Below are 20,425 nucleotides of genomic sequence, written 5' to 3' on the forward strand. Positions count from 1 at the left end.
GGGGTGGCGCATGGGTATCGATCACGACCGGCTCGTTACCTGGCGACGGGATCTGCACGCCCATCCCGAACTGTCCTTCGAGGAGTTCCGGACTACCGACCTCGTCCACGATCAGCTTCGCCGGGTGGGGCTCGATCCGGTGCTGCTGCCGAGCGGCACCGGGTTGTGGTGCGACGTCGGCCCGGACACCGCCACCTGCCTCGCGTTGCGGGCCGACCTCGACGCGCTCCCGTTGACGGAGACCACCGGAGCGCCGTACGCGTCCACAGTCGACGGGGTGTGTCACGCCTGCGGGCACGATGCGCACACCGCGATGCTGCTCGAGGCCGCGACCGTTCTGGCGGCCGAGCCGCCCCCGCATCGGGTGCGCCTGATCTTCCAGCCGGGGGAGGAGACGACACCGGGGGGTTCCGTCGGAGTCGTCGCCGCCGGTGCGCTCGAGGGCGTCTCGCGGATCTTCGCCCTGCACTGCGCTCCACAGCTCGAGGCCGGCAAGATGGCCACACGGGCCGGCCCGATCACTTCGTCCGGTGCCATGCTCACGGTCCGGCTGTCCTCTCCCGGAGGCCATTCGGCGCGCCCACACCTGACGGGTGATCTGATCTTCGCTGCCGCCGTGTTGGTGACCGGGCTGGCGTCGGTGCTCGACCGCCGCCTCGACGCCCGCACCGCTACCGTGTTGACGTGGGGCCGGATCCAGGCCGGACGGGTCCACAACGCGATACCCGAGTCCGGGGAGCTGGTGGGCACCCTGCGCAGCGCGTCGCATCGGACGTGGGCCACGGTGGAGCCGCTGGTGCGGCGAGCCGTCACAGACCTTCTCGCGCCCTACGGCGTCGAGCACGAACTCGAGTACGTGCAGGGCGTGCCGCCGGTGGTCAACGACCCGGAGGCGACGGCCGAGATGATCTCCGCGATCCAATCCGTCGTCGGGCTGGAAAACCTGGCCGAGGCCGGGCAGTCCAGCGGCGGCGAGGATTTCGCGTGGTACCTCGAGCACGTTCCCGGTGCCATGGCGCGGCTGGGCGTCTGGGACGGCATCGGTCCGCGGCGCGATCTCCACACACCCGACTTCGACCTGGACGAGCGTGCCCTCGTGGACGGGGTGCGGACTTTCCTCGCCCTCGCCTACGGTGGGGACGTCGATCGGTCGGGGGAGTGAGGAACGGGAGGCTGTGGTGGGGTTCTACGCGGATCGGATCGTCCCGCGCCTGGTGGACGTGTCGTGCGGGATGTCGCTGACGGAAGCGTCCCGGAGGCGGGCGTGCGCGGGCCTGCACGGTCGCGTGCTCGAGATCGGTTTCGGCTCGGGCCTCAACATCCCCTTCTACCCGGACGCGGTCGAATCCGTCAGCGCCGTCGAACCGGCCGACGAGGCATGGAAGCTCGCCGCGAAGCGCCTGGCCCGGTCCCGCGTCCCGGTCGAACGGTCCGGCCTCGACGGTCAGGCCCTGCCGTTCGCCGACAACACCTTCGACACCGCGCTGTCCACCTGGACGATGTGCACCATCCCGGACGTCGACGCGGCATTGCGTGAGGTGCGACGTGTCCTGAAGCCCGGGGGGACACTGCACTTCGTCGAGCACGGGCTCGCGCCGCACGACAAGGTTCGGCGTTGGCAGCGCCGCTTCGAACCGATCCAGAAGGCGGTCGCCGGTGGCTGCCATCTCACGCGCGACATCCCGGCGCTCCTGCGCGGGGCGGGCTTCGAGGTTCGTGATCTGGACACCTTCTACGAAAAGGGCGCGCCGAAGATCATGGGTGCGCTGTCGTTGGGCGTCACGGAGCCGGTCGCAGGTTGATCGGCGGCGCCGGGGTGTGGGTCGCACCGTCTCGACGCATCCGGAGCGACCGGGTGGCTCGGGACTTCATCCGAAAGGTGTGAGTTCTCGCGAGGGTTCAGCTTCTACGGTGCTGACAGGGCCGATCCGGCTCTCGATCCCGAGGAGATGATCATGGCAGGAACACTGACTGTCTGGAAGTTCGCGTCCCCCACCGGAGCCGATACCGCCGTCGCGACGTTGGAAGACCTGCGCAAGCAGGAACTGCTCACCGTTCACGATGCGGCAGTGGTGAGCTGGCCGGAGGGCCGCAAGAAGCCGAAGACCCGGCAGCTGCACAATCTGGCCGGCGCGGGCGCACTCGGTGGCGCCTTCTGGGGACTGCTCTTCGGCATTCTGTTCTTCGTCCCCCTGATCGGCGTCGCCGTCGGGGCGGCCGTCGGGGCGCTGACCGGGGCGCTGACCGACGTCGGAATCGACGACGACTTCATCAAGCGACTCAAGGACCAGATCACCCCGGGGACGTCGGCGCTCTTCGTGCTCACCTCGGATGCGACGCTCGACCGAGTGCACGACGAGTTCCACGGCCAGCACGCCGAACTGATCTCCACCAATCTGTCCCACGAGCAGGAGGCGCACCTCCGGGAGGTGTTCGCGGACTGACCGGTAACCCACTCTCGGTCCGGGAGGGACGATGACCCGCTCACCCAGAACTCGATCCGACCGGACCGCGCCCGCGGTGCCGGTGCCCACCCTGACGCCGGCGCCGTGGGCGATCCCGCGCGGGCTGATCGTGCTCCTCGCCGGCGCGGGCGCCGTGGTGTCGATCGCCGGGATCAAGGTCTTCGCGGGGATCCTCGGCCCGGTGTTCCTGGCGCTCATGCTCACCGTCGCGGTGCAGCCGATCCAGTCCTGGATGCAGCGTCGCGGGCTTCCGGCGTGGATCGGAATGATCACCACGGTGCTCGTGGTGTACCTGATCCTCATCGGGCTGATCGCGGCCCTGGCGGTGTCCGCCGCGCAACTGGCCACCCAGCTGCCGCAGTATTCGGACACGGTGGACGACCTGCTGGAGGACGTCCGATCGTTCCTGGCCGGGGCGGGTGTGAACTCCGAGCAGATCCACAACATGCTCAGCAGCGTCGACGTCGGTAAGGTCGTCGGACTGATCGAATCGGCGCTGCAGGGTCTTCTCGGGGTGTTCTCCAACCTCTTCTTCATCCTGGCGCTGCTGTTGTTCATGGCGTTCGACGGGATGAGCATCGGCAGGAAGATGCAGATCGTCGCCCGAAGTCGGCCCGAGATCGCCTACGCACTATCGACTTTCGCTGCGGGAACCCGTAAGTACCTGGTCGTGTCCACCGTGTTCGGCCTCATCGTGGCGGTGCTCGACGGCGGGGCGCTGTGGCTGATGGGAGTGCCACTTCCGGTGCTGTGGGCGCTGCTGTCTTTCATCACGAACTACATACCCAACATCGGATTCGTGATCGGCGTGATCCCGCCGGCATTGCTCGCACTGCTCGACGGCGGTCCCGGCCTGATGGTGTGGGTCATCGTGGTCTACTGCGTGATCAACTTCGTCATCCAGTCGATCATCCAGCCGAAGTTCGTCGGCGATGCCGTCGGGATGAGTGTGACGGTGACGTTCCTGGCGTTGGTGTTCTGGGCCTGGGTACTCGGCCCGCTCGGCGCGTTGCTCGCCATTCCGATGACCCTGCTCGTCAAGGCCATGCTTCTCGACATCGATCCGGCCAGCCGATGGGTGAACGTCCTGATCGGAGGGGACGTGCGGAGCGTTGCGGTTGCGGCGGAGGTCGACCCGCCGCCTCCCGCACCGGACACCGACCGGCGAGAACCGGACCCACAGCCCGTCCTTCCGGCCACCTGACGGGGTTCCACCGAGCCGTCTCGGGACTCGTCCCACGTCCGGTTCCATTGCGCCACGCGGTGAATGAGCTCGCGGCCGCGCGACGCTCACGCAGACCGCTGTGGCGTGCGAACCGCCCTATACTCGGCGGGGTGGACAGCGCAGCAGATGCCTCCGAGCCCACCGGCCGGCTGACGTTCCGGACCGTGTACGGCGGCCCGGACGTGCCCGGTGAGTGGATCGCTGCGGTCACCCGCATGAAGCGCCGGCTGGGTGGGCTCCGCTTCTCCTACGACCTGGACGTGCTGCTGCACGTCGGGGGATCGATCTCGTCGACGGACGGGCCGACCGGGCTGCGGAACCCGCGGGTCTCGGTCGCGAAGCGCTCCGTGACTGCCCAGATCCACATCGGTCGCGCCGATGTCGAGACGGCGGAGGACCCCGATGCGTTCGTGCGCGAAACGGTCGCTCGTGCGGTCGGGGAACTGATCGAGCGCATCGCGGCCAAGGACGGCGGTGTGGATGCGGCGGCAGAGGAGTCCAAGCTGGGAATCCTGGCCGGGGCAGAGGGAGACTAGCCCCTCCGTAGCCCGGTTCCGGTCACGCGTCGACCAGGTCAGCGCGTCGGGACGTGCTCGTCGAGGAACCTCTGTGTCGACTCGGCAATCTCCGCCGCGTGGGCGTGGAAGAGATAGTGGTGACCGTCCATGACCGCGACCCGCTGGATCGACGGGTTGCTGATCGCGGCGCGGTGCGCGGACTCCCACTCCGGCTCCACTTCGAGTGAGGAGGAGGCGAGGAACGACAGGGCCGGCAGCGTCGGCGGGAACACCGCGCCCTCGGCCGCCTGCACGTTCTGTGCGCCACGAGCCATCTCGTCCAGTACGGTCGGATTCAACACCCACGAATACGCCCGCAGGTACAGGTCCTGTTGCTCGGAGGTGAATTCGGCGGCGTCGCCCAGACTCTCCCGGTAGTCGGCTACCAGTCCCAGGTAATCGGTGCTCTTGTCCAGCGCGATGAGATCCCGGGTGCCTCCTGCGGCGTTCACGATGGACATCCAACTCGGCCAGTCCGGCGAGCCGTGGGCGGCATCGGTGGTGTAACGCTCGTCGTCGAGCCCCACCACTGCGGCAACCTCGTCCGGGTAGTGGGTGGTCCACCACATCGCGTACAGCCCCGAAACGGAGTGCGGCATGAGGACGTACGGGCCGTCGAATCCCAATTCTGCTACCGCGGAACGAGTCTCGTCGACGATCATCTCGCTGGTGCGGGGAGCGTCGGTGCCGTCGCTGAGTCCCGTGCCGAAGGGTTCGACGGTGACTACTGTGTTGTGCTCTGCCAGACGCTGTGCGAGAGGGTCGAAACCGATGATCGGCTCCGGGGTGGCCAGGCCCGGCATCAGGACGATGGTCCGTGGTCCCGACCCTTGCACCGCGACGCTCATCCGGTGTCCGTCCACGTCGACGTACCGGTGTTCGGGGCCGATCAGCTGCTCGATGGCCTGCTTGTCGCGCGGCGTCTGCCACCAGTGGAAGGCGGTCGAAATCGCGACTGCCGCAACGATGAGCACGGCCAGCCCCGCGAAAGTCCACCCCGCCGCACGAATCAGCCGGCGTCGTCGTTTCGGGGGCGGTGATTCCTCTGTCTCCCAATATGTTTCGCAGTCGCGCCGCTCGTCCGAAAGCGCTCCGGCGACGGATGGATCAGGCCTCCCCGTAATCCCCATGGGGTCAACCTATCCGACGAGCGGTCTGCCGCGGGCCCTTTTTACTACATTGCGTAGTAATGGTGTCGGGCCGGCCAGGTCAGGCGGAGAGCAACTGCACCGCTGCGGCGAGAGCCGTGGCCACGACCCGTCCGGTCTCGAGAACGAGCGGCGCGCATCGCTCGAGCCGCGGGGCGTCCGCGGACCCGCCGCACAGGGACACCGCGGCGACAGTCCCGCCGTCCACCCGGACCGGTGCCCCCACGCACATCACGCCGGTCGTCGACTCGTCGCGGGCGAACGCCACACCGCGCCGGGTCCGCACGCGACCCAGATCGCGGTGCAGTGCGGGCAGATCCGCGATCGTCCGATCGGTGCAGCGCCGCATCGGCGTGCCGGCGTACTCCTGGTCGATCTGCTCGGGGACCAGGCTTGCGAGGATCGCCTTGCCCGCGGCGGTGGCGTGTGCCGGGACCCGGCCCCCGACACGAACATTCGACGGCGAGTCCGGCCGGGCACCGATCCGGTCGAGGTACAGCAGGTCGGTGCCGTCCAGTACCCCGAGGTGCACGACCAGGCCCGTGCGGTGGTGCAGGTCGTTGAGCGCCGACGCCGCGGCCGCGCGGATCTGGCCGTGGTGCCCCTCGCCGCCGCCGAGCCGGTGCAGGCGCGGCCCGAGGTGGTAACCGCCGGGGGAATGCTCCACCCAGCCCAGGCGCAGGAGCGAATCGAGAATGCGATGGACCGTCGACCGTGGCAGCCGGGTGCGCCGCGCGAGTTCCTCGAGCGGCACCCGTGAGGAGAAACCGCCGAAGGCGTCGAGGATGACCGTCATCCGGTCGACCATCGACGGCGGCACCGCGCGGTCTGTGGGGGAGATGTCAGTCGGCCGACCGAACGTCGTCACGATCGCTCCTTTCCTGGCCGCGGCCGAATGATGTTGCGGACTACCAGCTCTGATCGCCGCGGAGGACCGCGTCGGCGCCGCCGTCCACGAACACCACCTGACCGGTGACGTGCGTGTTCGCGGGGGAGGTGAGCCACGCCAGCAGCGGCGCCACCTGCTCCGGGCGGGCGTGACCGTTCAGTGGCATCGGCACGGCACCGTCGATCGCCCGGCGTCCGGCTTCGGTGTCGAGCATCGCCTGGATCATCGGCGTGACGATCGTGCCCGGTGCGATCGCGTTGAGCGGGATGCCGGCCTTCGCCCACTCGGGCGTGATCGCGGTGCGGCGCACCCATCGCGCGATCGCGGCCTTCGACGACGCGTAGACCTGCGCCCCGTCGCCCTGCGCCACGGCCGCACTCGCAGCTGCGACGGCGGCCGCCTCGTCTCCGGCGAGAGCGGCGTCGACGATCGCCGGATCGGACGGATGCAGCGACGCGACCGACGAGATCACCACCGCGCGAGGATCGGTCCCGGCCGCCAGGAGCGGGCGCAGGCCCTCGAGCGTCGCGACCGCGCCGAAGTAGTTGACCTTGATGGTGAGCGGATCGAACAGCGCCACACCGGCGCACGCGACGACGCCGTCGAGACGTCCGCCGGTGAGCTCGCGGGCCTGCTCCACGAGGGCAGCGCGGCCCTCGTCGGTGGCGAGGTCGGCGGTGATGTCCGCGTCGCGCAGGTCTGCGCCGATCACACGGTCGCCCTGTGCGCGCAGGTGCGAAGCGGTTGCGGCGCCGATTCCGGAGGCGCTGCCGGTGACGAGGAATGTGCGGGGCATGTCCTGCCCTTTCGAGTCGAGGGAGGCGGTGTCGGGTGATCGGCACCACTCTCCGTGTGCCAATCTGTGCCAGGATGCCAGTCTGTGCCACCCTGCTACTGTGTGTCAAGACACATTCGGAGGTGCTTGGTGAAACGCGACCAGCGTGGTTTGGCCGAACGGCGACGCGACGCCGTGCGCATGGACATTGCGGCGGCCGCCGCGAAACTGTTCATCGCCGACGGCTTCGACGCGACGTCGGTCGAGGACATCGCGCAGGGTGCCGGAATCTCCGTGCGGACGTTCTACCGGCACTGTGAGGCCAAGGAGGACACCCTGACGGCGGTGCTCACCTCCGGCATTCGAGACTTCGCGGAGAACCTCGCCGCCCGCCCGTCGACGGATTCCGTGGCGACCGCCGTGCACGAGGCGTTCGTCGAGTGTGTGCGTCAGGACCGGTACGCCTCCCTCGTCTCCACGCGCGACCTCTTCGTCATCATGACGTCGGTGCCCGGCATCCGCGCCCGGTGGATGGTGGCGGCGCACGACCTCGCCGACGACGTGCGGCCGCACCTCGCCGAGCGGGCGGGCCTGGACCCGGCGGGCATCGAGGCCCGCCTGCTGTCGCACATGCTGCTCGGCGCCCTCACCGTGGCAATCGAGTACTGGGTGACGTGCGATCCGAACGACCCCGGCGGGCCGGCCGACGTCGGTGAGCTGGCGGCGTCCGCGCTGTCGGTGCTCCGCCTGGACGTCGACCGGTCGCCCCGAAACGTTTGACCCCACCCCCATCGGAAGAAGCTCTACAGCGGAAACGGAGACACACATGGCTCGGTCACTCGTACGCAGCATCGTCGTCGCGGCCGACGCGGACAGCGTCTGGTCCCACATCGGCGCCTTCGACGGCCTGGGGGTCTGGCACCCCAGCGTCCCGCCGGCTGAAATCGAGGGCGATCCGACGCAGGTCGGCTCGATCCGCACCTTCTCGGTCGACGGCCGCGTCGTCGCCCGCGAGGAACTCGTCGCCCGCGATCCCGAGGGACACAGCTACAGCTACGAGGTGCTCGACCCGATGCTCCCGATCAGCGACTACGTCGCCACCCTCGCGGTGATCCCACAGGGGGACAAGTCCGAGATCCGTTGGAGCGCAACCTACGAGTCCGAGGACGACGCGGTCGCCACCGTCGAGCAGATCTTCGGCGACGGCGTCTACGTCGCCGGACTCCAGGCGGTGCAGGCGCACTTCGCCTGATCCGCTCCGACGCACGAGCTGAAGGGTCCCTTCATGCGCTGCCAGCGCACGAAGGGACCCTTCAGCTGTTACTCGGGGGGTGTCGGCGGCGGGAGTCGGAGGCTAGCAGGTATCTGCCCGAACGGGGCCTTTTCTGGATCTAATCGTTATCTTGACTAATTCCAGAAAAGGGGCATACTGGGGTCATGCAACAAGGAGAGCACGACTTCGACCCCCGCGCCGAGCTGCGCGGCGCTGGTCTGCGGGTCACCGCTCCACGCGTTGCGGTTCTGAACACCGTTGCCGCCAATCCGCATTCGGATGCGGACCAGGTCGCCACCGAGGTGCGTCGTCAGCTCGGGTCGGTTTCGACGCAGGCGGTCTACGACGTGCTCGGGGCCTGTGTCCGCGTGGGGTTGTTGCGCCGCATCGAGCCCGCGGGTTCGCCGGCGCGGTACGAGACCCGCACCGCGGACAACCACCACCACCTGGTGTGCCGCTCGTGCGGCACGGTCGTCGACGTCGACTGCGTCGTCGGCCACGCTCCCTGCCTGGAGCCCTCGAGCAACCACGGCTTCGAGATCGACGAGGCCGAGGTGGTGTTCTGGGGCCTGTGTCCCGATTGCCGACACGATTCGGCGAAAACCGGGGCACAGTCCGTTACCAGCTCACAGAATCAAGACGATGTGCCCGGATCGGGTGGGTCGATCACTTCGAAGACAGCCACAGCCCGTCAGCGCCAAGGAGGCTTCGCACAATGACGTCCATTCAGCCACGTCCCACGACGAACGACTTCGGGATTCCCGTCAACAGCGACAACGAATCCCTCACCGCCGGGACGCAGGGACCCATTCTCCTGCACGACCACTACCTGATCGAGAAGCTCGCGCACTTCAACCGTGAGCGGGTGCCCGAGCGTGTCGTGCACGCCAAGGGTGGCGGCGCATTCGGCGAGCTGGTCATCACCGGAGACGTCAGCAAGTACACGAAGGCGAAGTTCCTTCAGCCGGGCAAGAAGACGGAGTCGCTGGTGCGCTTCTCCACCGTCGCCGGCGAGCAGGGCAGCCCCGACACGTGGCGCGACCCGCGCGGCTTCGCGATGAAGTTCTACACCGAGGACGGCAACTACGACCTCGTCGGCAACAACACGCCGGTGTTCTTCATCAAGGATCCGATCAAGTTCCCGGACTTCATCCACTCGCAGAAGCGGCTACCCGGGTCCGGTCTGCGCGACCACAACATGCAGTGGGATTTCTGGACGCTGCGTCCCGAGTCCGCCCACCAGGTGACGTGGCTGATGGGCGACCGCGGCATCCCGAAGACGTGGCGTCACATGGACGGTTTCGGTTCGCACACCTACCAGTGGGTGAACGAGGCCGGTGAGCGGTTCTGGGTGAAGTACCACTTCAAGACCGATCAGGGCATCGAGTTCCTCACGCAGGCCGAGGCCGACGAGCTGGCCGGTTCCGACCCCGATCACCACCGGGCCGATCTGTACGACTCGATCGAGCGTGGCGAGTTCCCGAGCTGGACCATGAAGGTGCAGATCATGCCGGTCGCCGAGGCGGAGGGCTACCGCTTCAACCCGTTCGACCTCACCAAGGTGTGGTCCCAGAAGGACTACCCGCTGATCGAGGTCGGCAAGTGGACCCTCAACCGCAACCCGGAGAACTTCTTCGCACAGATCGAGCAGGCATCGTTCGAGCCGTCGAACGTGGTGCCGGGCATCGGCTTCAGCCCCGACAAGATGCTGCTGGGCCGCGTCTTCTCGTACGCCGACGCGCACCGCTACCGGATCGGAGCCAACTACGCCGAGCTGCCGGTCAACCGCCCCAAGGCCGAGGTGAACTCGTACTCGCAGGACGGCTCCATGCGGTACACGTTCAACTCGCCGAGCACCCCGGTGTACGCGCCGAACTCGTTCGGTGGGCCGCACGCCGACCCGACGGTGGCGGGCGACGAGGGCATGTGGGGGTTCGACGGTGAGGCCGTGCGTGCCGGGTACATCGAGCACCCGGAGGACGGCGACTTCACGCAGGCCGGAACGCTGGTCCGCGAGGTGCTCGACGACGCGGCCCGCGAGCGGCTGGTGAACAACGTCGTCGGACACGTGCTGGGTGGAGTGAAGGAGCCCGTGCTCTCCCGCGTCTTCGACTACTGGAAGAACGTGGACGCCGAACTCGGCAAGAAGATCGAGGAAGGCGTGCGCGCCGGCCAGCAGTAGGCCGATCGCACGAGACCCGGGCCCGTCGAATCTCGACGGGCCCGGGTCTTCGTTCTTCCCGCGTCCGATCGCCGCACTGTTTCGGTGCTGCCCGGCATGGGTAGTTCGGTCGGCAGAACCCGAGCGAGGAGGAATAACAGTGCCGGAAGAACCTGATCGCCCCGATCTCGACGATGTCATCGAGCCGACCGTCGCCGCCCCCAAGGACCGACGGGAACACGGGAAGTTTCCGGATCGGCACGAGGACGACTACCTCGAACATCGTGTCCAGCAGGAACGCGTCGCGGCAGGACTCGCGGACTACGACCCGGACGAGGTCCCGCCCGCGAGTGAGTAGCCCGCTGCTGCGGCAGCGCGAGCAGACCATCCGTCGAACGGGAAGGAAGTGCGGAGATGGCGACGTCCGACGAACACGACGAGCAGTCCGGCCGAGCAACCGCCGGTCAGTCCGGTCAGCCCGGTGAGCATCTGGAGCATCTGGTCGACGACATGGAGAAGAAGGTGGAGGAGGAACGCGACGAGCGCGGAGTCGAGGGCAGCGCCACCGACAGGCACCGGCGCGCGCCCATCGACACCGGCGACGAAGCCCCCGACTGAGCGGGGCCGTCCGGCTAGGGCAGCAGCCCCCACCAGTAGATGAGTGTCGCTGCCAACCACAGGAGCAGGGTGTCCATGATCGCCTCCCGAGAACTCGACGCCTGACTCCATCATGCGCCGTCCACGTCGGGTCTGCGACGTCGGTCCGGGCACTCGACCTCGTCGCGTCCGGCTCGTCAGGGCTCGAGGAACCGGGCGAGGAACTCGATCAGCAAGCGCTCGGCGACCGCGGGCGGAAGCTCCTCGACGAGCGCGAGGATGTCCGCCTTCGGGCCGTCGAGCCCCGCCCTCGGATCGAGCCCGGCCAGCGCGAGGACGCCCGCACTGATCTCGCTGGTCAGCTCGGCCGGATCGATGTGCGCGGCCGCCGCGACGAACTCTTCCGGGGCGCTCGCCCCGGCGACGCCTCGGACACGATCGGCGGCCTTGGCGAGGGAGGTGATCAGATCGTCGATTACCGCCTCGGTGACCGGTGTGATCGTCAGGTGCGTCGTGCGTGGCAGTACGGTGCCGTCGGACTGGGTGTGGCGCGGCTGCGGCTGCAGCGCCCATCCGTCGTCGGCCGCGGCGTCGGACCAGCGGTGCGGATCGACGCGTCGCTCCGGCGGTGCCGTCTCGTCGGTCGCCACCGAGAGCAGGGGGCCCACCGGCTCACCGACGACGCGCAGACCCTCGAGGTCGTCGATCGCCTCCCGCAGGCGCTGCGTGGCGCGGGCCATCGGGGCGACCAGTTCCCGGAACCCGCACTCGCCCAGGGCTTGCGCGACGGCCCATGCTGCCGCGGTCGGCATCGCGCTGCGCGAGCCCAGCAGTGTGGGATTGACTACCGCGTAGCCGGGCCAGCGGGTGGTCGCGAACCAGTGCGCGCGGTGCCGATCACGGTCGCGGAACAGCAACAGCGACACACCCTTCGGCGCGTACCCGTACTTGTGCAGATCCACCGACAGGCTCGACACCCCCGGCACCGTGAGATCCCAGCGGCGGTCCTCCAGGCCGGGCCACCAGGGCAGCACCCAACCGCCGATGCAGGCGTCGACGTGCAGAGCGACGTCCTGGGCGGAGCACATCTCGGCGATCGGCGCGATCGGATCCAGGGCGCCGTGCGCGTACGACGGCGCGCTCACGACCACCAGGGCGATGTCGGGCGACAGGGCGGCCGCGACGTCGTCGGGGCGCACCCGCGCGGTCACCGGATCGACCGGCAGCACGTGCAGTTTCAGATCCAGGTGGTGCGCCGCCTTGTGGAACGCGGCGTGCGCGGTGGCGCCGACCAGCAGCGTCGGTCGGTGCTCTGCGCCGGTGCGGGCCCGCCACACGTCGCGCGCCGACCTCACTGCGAGCATGCAGCTTTCGGTACCGCCGCTGGTGACGCTGCCGACCACGTCGGGATCACCGCCCGCGAGTACGTCGCGGCCGAGTGCGACGAGGTCCCGCTCCATCGCCGCGATCGACGGAAACGTGGTGGGATCCAGCCCGTTGAGCGACTGCGCCCGCAGGGCGGCCGCGCCCGCGAGATCGGTCAGTTCGGCGACGCCCGGGTCGTACACGTACGACAGCAGGCGCCCACCCGACGTCGGGGCGTCGGCGGCGCGCAGCGCGTCCAGCCGGGCCAGGATCTCGGCGGGCTCGTTCCGCAACTGCATCAGTGGTTTCCGTTCTGTGCGTGGGCCGTCTCGGCCTCGAGTCGGTAGCGCAGCAGCGCGACGATGCTGAGCGCGGTGAGCACGGCCGGGGCGGCCGAGATGGCCAGGACTATGCCGTCGATCGCGGTCTGCGACTGGGTCACCTGCGTGTCGTCGGTGGACGAGACGAATCCGGTGACGGCGAGGATCACCAGCACCAGTGCGGGACCGAGTGCGAGGCCGATCGTCTCCACGGCCGTCCACACGCCGCTGAATGCGCCCGCGCGCACGGTGCCGCCTTCCCGGCGTTCGTGATCGCTGATGACGTCCGGCAGCATCGACATGCCGAGCATCTGCATGCCCGCGTATCCGACGCCGGCCACCGCCACCACCGCGTACACCCACCACCCGACACCGACGAGCAGACCGAGCAGCGCCACCCCGGCCGCGAGGAACAGACTCGACGCCAGCAGGTAGGCGCGGCGTTTGCCCCAGGACCGGACGAGCCGCGACCACAACGGCATCACCGCCACCGCCGGGCCGACCAAGGCGGCGAACAGGAACGACACCGAGCGCTCGTTGCCGAGCACGTAGGTCGCCGCGTACTGCGCGGAGGCCAGCATCGTGCCCGTCGCGAAGGCCTGCAGAGCGGACGCGGTCACCAACATCCGGAACGGGCGGCTCGACCGGACGACCCGCAGCGACGCCGCGAACGACGCCTCCTCTCCGGTCGTGACCTCCGCGGGAGCCTGGCGGGGAGCGATCCTCGACGCCGCGAACATGCCCAGTCCCAGGAGCGCGCCCGCGACGACACCCATCACGAGGTACCCCCAGCGTCCCCCGCCGCCGAGTTCCCGAAGCTCCGGTCCGCCCGCGCCGAACAGCAGGATCGCGATGCCCAGCACGGCGACCCGCCACGCCATCAAGCGCGCCCGCTCGTGATAGTCGTCGGTGAGTTCGGCGGGCATCGCGATGTAGGGAACCTGGAAGAGACTGAAGGCCACTGCGGACGCGATGAACGCCACGCCCACCCACACCGCGCCCACCGTCGCGTCGACACCGTCGGGCACCGCGAAGGTGAGCGCGAAGAAGACCGGGAGCAGCGCGGCGCCGACCCGCAGGAACAATTGCCGGCTGCCCGTCCGGCGGGCCCACGAATCGCTCAGCGTGCCGATCGCCGGATTGAGCACCACGTCGAGCGCCTTGGGCGCGAACACCACGAACGTGGCGACTGCGGCCGCCACGCCGAGCGTGTCGGTGAGGTAGTAGGCGAGGACCAGTCCGGGCAGCGTCGAGAAGCCGCCGGTACCGACCGATCCCAGTGCGTAGCCGCGGATGGTCGCGGGGCTCAGCCGTGTCGCCGGCGGCGCGGAGGTGCTCGTCATGGCGTCAATCTAGGTGAGTATCCCGGCCTGAGCAGGCGGTTCGAGCGGCGTGTCGGTGGGCGTTGCTAGCGTCTGCTGAGAGGGGTCCGAGGCTGCCGCGTCGGGCCCCTCAGTCATAGATGGTGTGTTGTTCGTGCTCGAAAGGTGCTGTCCCAGATGGTGATGGGTGCAACCCATGCAATGTCCGGTGCCGCGGTCGGTCTCGCCGTCGCGGATCTGCTTCCGACGGACTGGGGCGGGCCCACCTCCACCGCCGAGACGTTCGCATTCGCGGGCGTGTGCGCGGGTGCCGCGCTGCTGCCGGACCTCGACACCACCCAGTCCACCGTCGCACGCTCGTTCGGGCCGATCTCGAAGGCCCTCGCCGCGGGGATCGACACACTCTCGCTCGGCGTGTACCGGGTGACGAAGGGCCGCAAGGACGCGAACCGGCGCGGCGGGCACCGTACCTTCACCCACACCGCGCTGTTCGCGATCGGCCTCGGGGCCGGAATCTCGGCGCTGGTCGGGCAGTTCGGCCGCCCCGCCATCATCGTCACGCTCTTCTTCACGTTGGGACTCGCGCTGCGAGGGCTGTTCGGGAGCTGGGCGCGGGACAAGGGGTGGCTGATCGTCACCGCGGTCTCCGCGTTCCTGTCGGTCCTCACCTGGCAGTGGTTTCCCGACCAGGTGGGGTCGACGGGCCTCGGTGTCGCCGTCGCGCTCGGATGCGCGACGCACTGCCTCGGCGACATGATCACCAAGGAGGGCGTGCCGTTCCTGGCGCCGTTCGTGCCGCTCGGCGGACGCCGGTGGTGGGAGTTGCGGTTGCCGTCGTTCCTCGCGATCCGCGCCGGCGGCGGGTTCGAACGAGCCTTCCTCGGGCCGGCGTTGACGCTCGTCGCCGTCGGTCTCGCGTTGTGGTCCGTCGACGGTGCGCCGGAGGCGATCACCGACGCGCTGCGCAACTCGGTGCAGGCGTCCGAGTAGCGACCCCGGAGGGTGGCTTCCGGCGATCGGCTGTCCGGGCCTATGCCCGCGCGCCGTCGAAGTAGCCCTCGAACCCGCTCGGTGCGTGGGGGCCGATAGCGAGCTGTTCGAGGACGCCCAGGCCCTGCCGGTCGCCCCACTGCACCCGCACGACCTGCTGGACGTGGATGTTCTCCGGGGCCGTGTTGTCGAGGTCCTCGACGGCGAACTCCTCACCGCCTACGGCGAAGTCGCCGTGCCAGTTGCCGTGGCCCCAGGTCGGGTGGGAATAGCCCACACCCCGCTGTCGGAAGGTGAGCAGCGGCTCGAGCTCGATTCGACCGGCGTCCCCGTCTCCGCCGCGGACCTGCAGCGTCGCCCCCTCGGAACGTCGAAGGCCGGGTGCCCAACGGATCTCGTGCTCGACGTGCACGTGCGTGACGGGCAGGTTCGCGCCGACGACCGGACCGTCGTCGCCGATCACCGGCAGCACCACCGACGTCTCCGCCCAGCGGGAACCGCGTTCGTCCTCGAACACCATGTAGTGCAGGCACTGGTCCTCGAAGTGCAGCGGAGCGTAGAGGAAGAACACCTGGTGCTTGCGGGCCTGCGGTGCCGCCGGTGCGGGCTGGCCGACCGGTCGGATGCCCCACGAGCGGTCCTTGGTTCCGAAGACCGGACGGTCCAGGGAGATGTCCTCGTCACCGCTGCGCAGCGTGCCGCTCCAGGTACCGAGTTGAGTGAGGCGGGTGACGTCCATCATCAATGACGAACCGGAATGCATTGTCTGCCGAGGCTCTTCGTGGGCCGACGTGCGGGCCCGGTAGGTGAGGTCGGCGACCAGGCCGAACTCCTCGGCGTCCACCCTGACGCGGTTCACGCGCAGTGGCTCGACGACCTCGATGCTGATCGGCCCGATCTTGGTCTCGGTGCGGTCCAGGGGAGCGAGTCCGGAGGCGAACACCGAGCGCTGCACCCCGTTGTGGACGACGCTGAACGACGCGTCGATGATGCCGCGGTTGGGGTAGACCCCGAGTCCGACCGCGAAGTAGACGTCCTCGGCGTAGCCGTTGAACCAGTAGCGGTCGTAGTGGTTGGGGTGCCCGTTGCCCGCGTGCGCGACCGGCAGCGGGGTCTGGTGGATGGGGTAGTCGTCGAAGGGCGTCAGCACAGCACGCCTCCGGCCTCGACGAACGTGCGCTCAGCCGTCACTGCTTCTCCCTGGAATCAGGTTTCACTTTCTGCGGACAGTAGTGAGGGTGTGTGACGCCGTCAACGCCCAGGTCTCACCGAGCCGACGAGAATTACGGAACCACTGGCATTGAAATCGAACTTGTTCTAGTTTGACTCCCAGAGTGCGCGGCGAGCCGGTGTGGCCGCCTCCCCGACGAGACGAGCGGAGTCGAACCTGTGGAAGCTGGGCGGAGCGAGAGCGTAGGGAGCAAGCCGCGTAACGAGGTGTCCCGCAGGGGATTTCTCGGCCGGGCCGCCGGTGTCGCGGCGGGCGCCGCGGCGCTGACCGGGATCGGATGGACCCCGGCGTTCGCGTTGCCGCCGGCCGGATCCCTCGGTTCCGCCGGCGGGCCGGTGTCCAACCTTCCGGTCCCGCCCGCCTTCCCGCAGGACATCCCACTGGCCCAGCAGGGCTACGTGAACTGGGCCAAGGACATCCGCTTCGACGCGGTGTGGACCGCCACCGCCCGCACCCCCGACGACGTCGTGCGGATCGCGAACTGGGCCAGAGACAACGGCTACCGGGTCCGCGCCAAGGGCACCATGCACGGGTGGAGCCCGCTCACCGTCGTGCCCGGAGAGAACGTCGAGAAGACGTTGCTCGTCGACACGATGACCCACCTGAACGGGGTGAGCGTGAACCCGAACGGCACTCCGGCGACCGTGACGGCCGGTGGGGGCGCAAGCCTCGAGGCGATCCTCACCGCGCTGCAGGGACACGGCCTGGGGTGGGCGAACTCGCCGGCGATCGGCGATCTCTCGATCGCCGGTGTCCTCGCGATCGGCGCGCACGGCGCCACCTATCCGGCGGCCGGGGAGACGGTCACGCCAGGCCAGTCGTTCGGGTCGCTGTCGAACCTCGTCACCGCGATGACCGCGGTGGTGTGGGACGCCGCCGCCGACCGCTACGTGTTGCGCGACTTCACCCGTGCCCATCCGGAGATCACGGCACTGCTCACGCATCTGGGCCGCAGCTTCGTCACCTCGGTCACCCTGCAGGCCGGCGCCAACACCCGCCTGCGCTGCCAGAGCATCATGGACATCCCGTGGCAGGAGATGTTCGCGCCCAAAGGATCACCGGGCCGGACGTACGAGCGGTTCGCCGAGGAGTCGGGCCGCGTCGAGGCCATCTGGTTCCCGTTCACCGACAAGCCGTGGCTCAAGATCTGGTCGCCGACGCCGGTGAAGCCGCCGGAGTCACGAGAGGTCTTCGGCCCCTACAACTACTTCTTCACCGACAACCTCCCCGAACCGCTCACCGACCTGCTGGGCCAGGTCGCGGGCGGGATCCAGGCCGCGACACCGGCATTCGGAGTGGGACAGCTCGCGGCGGTGCAGGCCGGGCTCGCGCTCACCGACACCGACGACCTGTGGGGTTGGTCCAAGGACGTGCTGTTCTATCTGCGGCACACCACGATGCGTGTCACCGCCGGTGGCGGTGTGGTCGTCACCGAGCGCGCGAACATCCAGCGGGTCGTCAACGAGTTCACGACCTGGCACAACAGCCGGATGTCGGAGCTCGCGGCGCAGGGGAAGTACCCGATCAACGGGCCCTTCGAGGTGCGGATGTGCAAGGTCGACGACGATGCCGAGGTGCTGGTCGAGTCGGCCGGCCCGCCGAACCTCTCGGCCGTGCGCCCGCGTCCCGATCACCCCGAGTGGGACACCTGCATCTGGATGAACGTCGTGACCCTGCCCGGCACACCGGGCGCAGCCGAGTACTTTCGGGAGATGGAACGCTGGATGGCACAGCACTATTCGGGCGACTACGCGACGTTCCGGTCCGAGTGGGCCAAGGGCTGGGGCTTCACCGATCAGGGTGGCTACCGTGACGACGAGTGGCTCGGCCAGACCCTTCCGGCCGCGTACACGACGGGCATCCCGGCGTCGGGCAATTTCGCAGCTGCCCGTGCGTCGCTCAATGCGCACGATCCGCATCGTGTCTTCGCGAACAGCTTCCACGATCGGTTGCTGCCGTAGTTCGGCGGCCTATTCGGCTGCAGCGGCGGCGTGGCCGTAGTAGACCAAGGGGTATGGAACCTTTCCGAATTGCCCGGATGGTCTCGCTGCCGGCCCTCGTGCTCGCCGCCGCGGTCTGGGGTGCCCCCTCGGCCGCGGCGGATGTCACCGATCTCGAGGTCCTGCCCGGCCTGAGCGTCGGAGCGGCGACCCCGTTCGGCGCCGGGTGCACGTACCTCGTCGTCGCCGAGACGTCGGACTCGGTCGGGACGCCGAGTGACAAGGGCGTCGGGATAGTCGACTACAACCGGGCCTCGTCCTTCCCGCTCCAGGAGTTTGCGTGGGATCACATCTCGCCCTTCTGGCAGAACCCGGTGATCTTCGACCACGCCTTCATGCTCTGGACCCCGACGGCGCCCGGCGAACACGCGCTCATGGCGTACCAGACGTCGGCGGGTGGGCCGGTGGAGAAGGTCATGGTCAACCCCGCGCTTCCACTGGGTCCCCTCTGTTTCGTCGCGCCCTGAGCCGGCGCCCCACACATCGCAGGTGGAGAGGATCCGAGCGCCGATGCACCAGCGGCCACAGCCCGCCCACGGTGTTGAAGAGGCCGTGGGCCTTGGCCAGTCCGAGTCTGCTGGGCGGGACGTTCGGTGGAGCTGTCATACCGCGCCGCTTACCCGTTCCTAGGTCGGTGAACCGTGCCTGTCGCATGGTTCGTCGTCGCGATCGGGGGGTATGCGTCGGTCCATGGTCGAAGACAACGCGTCGCACGCGGGGCACCTCTCGACGTTGGCGCTGTACGGGCTCTCGGTCGCCGCGACCGTCGGGGTGGCCACCGTGACGAAGCGCCCGCTGCCGGGCCGGATGCGAATGCGGGATCTGGTGGTGGCTGCCGCGGCCGCACAGAAGCTCTCGCGCACCGTGACCAAGAGTTCGGTGACGCGGCCGTTGCGCGCGCCGTTCGCCGAGCCTGTGGACGGCGGCGGTCCCGGCGAGGTCGCCGACGTGCCCGCCGGGAAGGGGCTGCGGTCGAGCATCGGGGAACTGCTCACCTGCCCGTTCTGCATGGACGTGTGGGCGATCTCCGGGCTCACCGCCGGGCGGGTGTTCGCCCCGGCGGCCACCGGAGTGGTCACGGACGCGCTGGCGGCGCTGGCGGGTGCGGACTTCCTCCAGCTCGCCTATGCGCGGGCACAGCAGGCGGCGGAATGACGGGCCGGTCGAACGACGAGATGGAGGGCACAATGCCGCCTGGCGAGCTCGAGTCCGTAGTCCTGCACGGTGACGTACTGCGATTCGTCGACGTCGGTTCCGGGCCTCCGGTGGTGCTGGTACACGGTCTGCTCGGTTCGCACGAGTCGTGGGGCCCGCAGATCAGCCAGCTGTCCCGGAAGTACCGGGTGGTGGCACCGGACCTCTTCGGTCACGGGGCATCCGACAAACCGGCCGGTGACTATTCGTTGAGTTCCCACGCGGCCACCCTCCGGGACCTGGTGGAACATCTCGGAATCTCCTCGGCGTCGTTCGTCGGCCATTCGCTCGGTGGCGGAATCGTGATGCAGCTGACGTACTTGTTTCCCGAACGGGTCGATCGCCTGTGTCTGGTGGGCAGTGGCGGACTCGGAACGGAAGTGAGCCTGCTGCTCAAGGCCGCCACCCTGCCCGGGAGCGAGCTGGTGCTGCCGGTCCTGGCGTCCGACTGGGTGCGGCGCAACACCGAGGGCGTGCTCGACCAGCTGGGCAGACACCTGGGCCGGTTCGGATTTCCGGCGCAGCCGAGTCGCAGTGCCGCCGAAACCTGGCGGACGTTCAAGACGGTGTCCGACAAGCCGGCGAGGGACGCCTTCCTCGCGTCCACCCGCGCGGTCGTGGGACTGCGCGGGCAGACGGTCAGCGCCAAGCAGCACTTCGCGAGGTTCGAGTCGCTTCCGTCGCTTCTGGTGTGGGGTGGCAAGGACCGGATGATTCCCGCCGCGCACGCCGACAACCTCCGTCGCGTCGTCCCCGGGAGCCGCGTCGAGATCTTCCCCCGAGCAGGTCACTTTCCGCAGCTGGACGAACCGGAGCTGTTCCTCCGCGCACTCGACCGGTTCCTGGAAGAGGATGCGGCCGGTTAGTGGAGAGCCGAGGATGTGCAACGACGAGGCCCGGCACCGAAATCGGT

22 protein-coding genes are annotated in these 20,425 nt (G+C 68.9%); 16 read left to right on the forward strand and 6 right to left on the reverse strand.

Translation table 11 applies throughout. The annotated features are described in order from the left end of the window. The first annotated feature begins 10 nt into the window (after positions 1 to 10). The 5 genes from C7H75_RS02320 (at position 11) to C7H75_RS02340 (ending at position 4,226) form a co-directional block, all read left to right on the forward strand. Complete coding sequence (locus C7H75_RS02320) at positions 11 to 1,162, forward strand: amidohydrolase (protein ID WP_106850900.1); 1,152 nt, start codon at positions 11 to 13, stop codon at positions 1,160 to 1,162. 16 nt (positions 1,163 to 1,178) lie between these two features. After that, positions 1,179 to 1,802 carry a class I SAM-dependent methyltransferase gene (locus C7H75_RS02325; protein ID WP_064058322.1) on the forward strand — a complete coding sequence of 208 codons (624 nt, stop codon included), beginning with the start codon at positions 1,179 to 1,181 and terminating at the stop codon, positions 1,800 to 1,802. Between the two features lie 153 nt (positions 1,803 to 1,955). Then, the gene (locus C7H75_RS02330; RefSeq protein ID WP_022593766.1) at positions 1,956 to 2,444 is read left to right on the forward strand and encodes a DUF1269 domain-containing protein; all 489 of its coding nucleotides are present in this window, start codon (positions 1,956 to 1,958) and stop codon (positions 2,442 to 2,444) included. 31 nt (positions 2,445 to 2,475) lie between these two features. Beyond that, positions 2,476 to 3,669, forward strand: coding sequence for an AI-2E family transporter (locus tag C7H75_RS02335; RefSeq protein WP_080668351.1), 1,194 nt, complete (start codon positions 2,476 to 2,478; stop codon positions 3,667 to 3,669). A 131-nt stretch (positions 3,670 to 3,800) separates the two neighbouring features. Continuing rightward, positions 3,801 to 4,226: a hypothetical protein gene (locus C7H75_RS02340; RefSeq protein ID WP_232244873.1), complete on the forward strand. Its 426-nt coding sequence runs from the start codon at positions 3,801 to 3,803 to the stop codon at positions 4,224 to 4,226. Between the two features lie 38 nt (positions 4,227 to 4,264). Here the strand turns inward: C7H75_RS02340 and C7H75_RS02345 are convergent, their stop codons facing one another. From C7H75_RS02345 to C7H75_RS02355, 3 genes are all read right to left on the reverse strand, one after another. Further along, positions 4,265 to 5,221: an alpha/beta fold hydrolase gene (locus C7H75_RS02345; RefSeq protein WP_022593772.1), complete on the reverse strand. Its 957-nt coding sequence runs from the start codon at positions 5,219 to 5,221 to the stop codon at positions 4,265 to 4,267. Positions 5,222 to 5,456: 235 nt separating this feature from the next. Beyond that, positions 5,457 to 6,263 carry an IclR family transcriptional regulator gene (locus tag C7H75_RS02350; RefSeq protein ID WP_064066853.1) on the reverse strand — a complete coding sequence of 269 codons (807 nt, stop codon included), beginning with the start codon at positions 6,261 to 6,263 and terminating at the stop codon, positions 5,457 to 5,459. A gap of 40 nt (positions 6,264 to 6,303) precedes the next feature. Further along, complete coding sequence (locus C7H75_RS02355) at positions 6,304 to 7,080, reverse strand: SDR family oxidoreductase (RefSeq protein ID WP_022593776.1); 777 nt, start codon at positions 7,078 to 7,080, stop codon at positions 6,304 to 6,306. A gap of 129 nt (positions 7,081 to 7,209) precedes the next feature. Here C7H75_RS02355 and C7H75_RS02360 point away from each other — a divergent pair, with 129 nt between their 5' ends. From C7H75_RS02360 to C7H75_RS02385, 6 genes are all read left to right on the forward strand, one after another. Beyond that, entirely contained in the window at positions 7,210 to 7,839 is a 630-nt protein-coding gene (locus C7H75_RS02360; protein ID WP_013414710.1) for a TetR family transcriptional regulator, read from the forward strand. A 46-nt stretch (positions 7,840 to 7,885) separates the two neighbouring features. Beyond that, positions 7,886 to 8,311 (forward strand): SRPBCC family protein, encoded by a 426-nt coding sequence (locus tag C7H75_RS02365; protein WP_022593778.1) that lies wholly within the window; start codon positions 7,886 to 7,888, stop codon positions 8,309 to 8,311. Between the two features lie 185 nt (positions 8,312 to 8,496). Then, on the forward strand, positions 8,497 to 9,051 hold the full coding sequence (locus tag C7H75_RS02370; protein ID WP_005515947.1) for a Fur family transcriptional regulator: 555 nt from the start codon (positions 8,497 to 8,499) through the stop codon (positions 9,049 to 9,051). Then, on the forward strand, positions 9,048 to 10,514 hold the full coding sequence (locus C7H75_RS02375; RefSeq protein ID WP_005515946.1) for a catalase: 1,467 nt from the start codon (positions 9,048 to 9,050) through the stop codon (positions 10,512 to 10,514). The genes C7H75_RS02370 and C7H75_RS02375 overlap by 4 nt, the downstream gene beginning before the upstream one ends. 139 nt (positions 10,515 to 10,653) lie before the next feature. Further along, positions 10,654 to 10,851: a hypothetical protein gene (locus C7H75_RS02380; RefSeq protein WP_005515945.1), complete on the forward strand. Its 198-nt coding sequence runs from the start codon at positions 10,654 to 10,656 to the stop codon at positions 10,849 to 10,851. A 56-nt stretch (positions 10,852 to 10,907) separates the two neighbouring features. Then, complete coding sequence (locus C7H75_RS02385; RefSeq protein ID WP_005515944.1) at positions 10,908 to 11,111, forward strand: hypothetical protein; 204 nt, start codon at positions 10,908 to 10,910, stop codon at positions 11,109 to 11,111. 176 nt (positions 11,112 to 11,287) lie between these two features. Here C7H75_RS02385 and C7H75_RS02390 read toward each other — a convergent pair whose 3' ends face one another. Further along, positions 11,288 to 12,754, reverse strand: a complete 1,467-nt coding sequence (locus tag C7H75_RS02390; RefSeq protein ID WP_106850901.1) for a pyridoxal phosphate-dependent decarboxylase family protein — start codon at positions 12,752 to 12,754, stop codon at positions 11,288 to 11,290. Beyond that, positions 12,754 to 14,118, reverse strand: a complete 1,365-nt coding sequence (locus C7H75_RS02395; protein WP_106850902.1) for an MFS transporter — start codon at positions 14,116 to 14,118, stop codon at positions 12,754 to 12,756. The genes C7H75_RS02390 and C7H75_RS02395 overlap by 1 nt, the downstream gene beginning before the upstream one ends. 156 nt (positions 14,119 to 14,274) lie before the next feature. Between C7H75_RS02395 and C7H75_RS02400 the strand changes: the two genes are divergently transcribed. Further along, complete coding sequence (locus C7H75_RS02400) at positions 14,275 to 15,087, forward strand: metal-dependent hydrolase (protein ID WP_005515941.1); 813 nt, start codon at positions 14,275 to 14,277, stop codon at positions 15,085 to 15,087. Positions 15,088 to 15,127: 40 nt separating this feature from the next. Here C7H75_RS02400 and C7H75_RS02405 read toward each other — a convergent pair whose 3' ends face one another. After that, complete coding sequence (locus C7H75_RS02405) at positions 15,128 to 16,237, reverse strand: Rv3169 family protein (RefSeq protein ID WP_106850903.1); 1,110 nt, start codon at positions 16,235 to 16,237, stop codon at positions 15,128 to 15,130. A gap of 287 nt (positions 16,238 to 16,524) precedes the next feature. Here C7H75_RS02405 and C7H75_RS02410 point away from each other — a divergent pair, with 287 nt between their 5' ends. From C7H75_RS02410 to C7H75_RS02425, 4 genes are all read left to right on the forward strand, one after another. Next, entirely contained in the window at positions 16,525 to 18,279 is a 1,755-nt protein-coding gene (locus C7H75_RS02410) for a cholesterol oxidase substrate-binding domain-containing protein (protein WP_106850904.1), read from the forward strand. Positions 18,280 to 18,332: 53 nt separating this feature from the next. Beyond that, positions 18,333 to 18,785: a hypothetical protein gene (locus C7H75_RS02415; protein ID WP_232285932.1), complete on the forward strand. Its 453-nt coding sequence runs from the start codon at positions 18,333 to 18,335 to the stop codon at positions 18,783 to 18,785. A gap of 223 nt (positions 18,786 to 19,008) precedes the next feature. Next, complete coding sequence (locus tag C7H75_RS02420) at positions 19,009 to 19,473, forward strand: DUF1360 domain-containing protein (protein ID WP_069854751.1); 465 nt, start codon at positions 19,009 to 19,011, stop codon at positions 19,471 to 19,473. Positions 19,474 to 19,505: 32 nt separating this feature from the next. After that, positions 19,506 to 20,378 carry an alpha/beta fold hydrolase gene (locus C7H75_RS02425; RefSeq protein ID WP_106851975.1) on the forward strand — a complete coding sequence of 291 codons (873 nt, stop codon included), beginning with the start codon at positions 19,506 to 19,508 and terminating at the stop codon, positions 20,376 to 20,378. Positions 20,379 to 20,425: the final 47 nt, after the last annotated feature.

Origin of the sequence: Rhodococcus (subgen. Prescottella) equi, assembly GCF_003013675.1 — a bacterium.
Lineage (GTDB): Bacteria > Actinomycetota > Actinomycetes > Mycobacteriales > Mycobacteriaceae > Prescottella > Prescottella equi.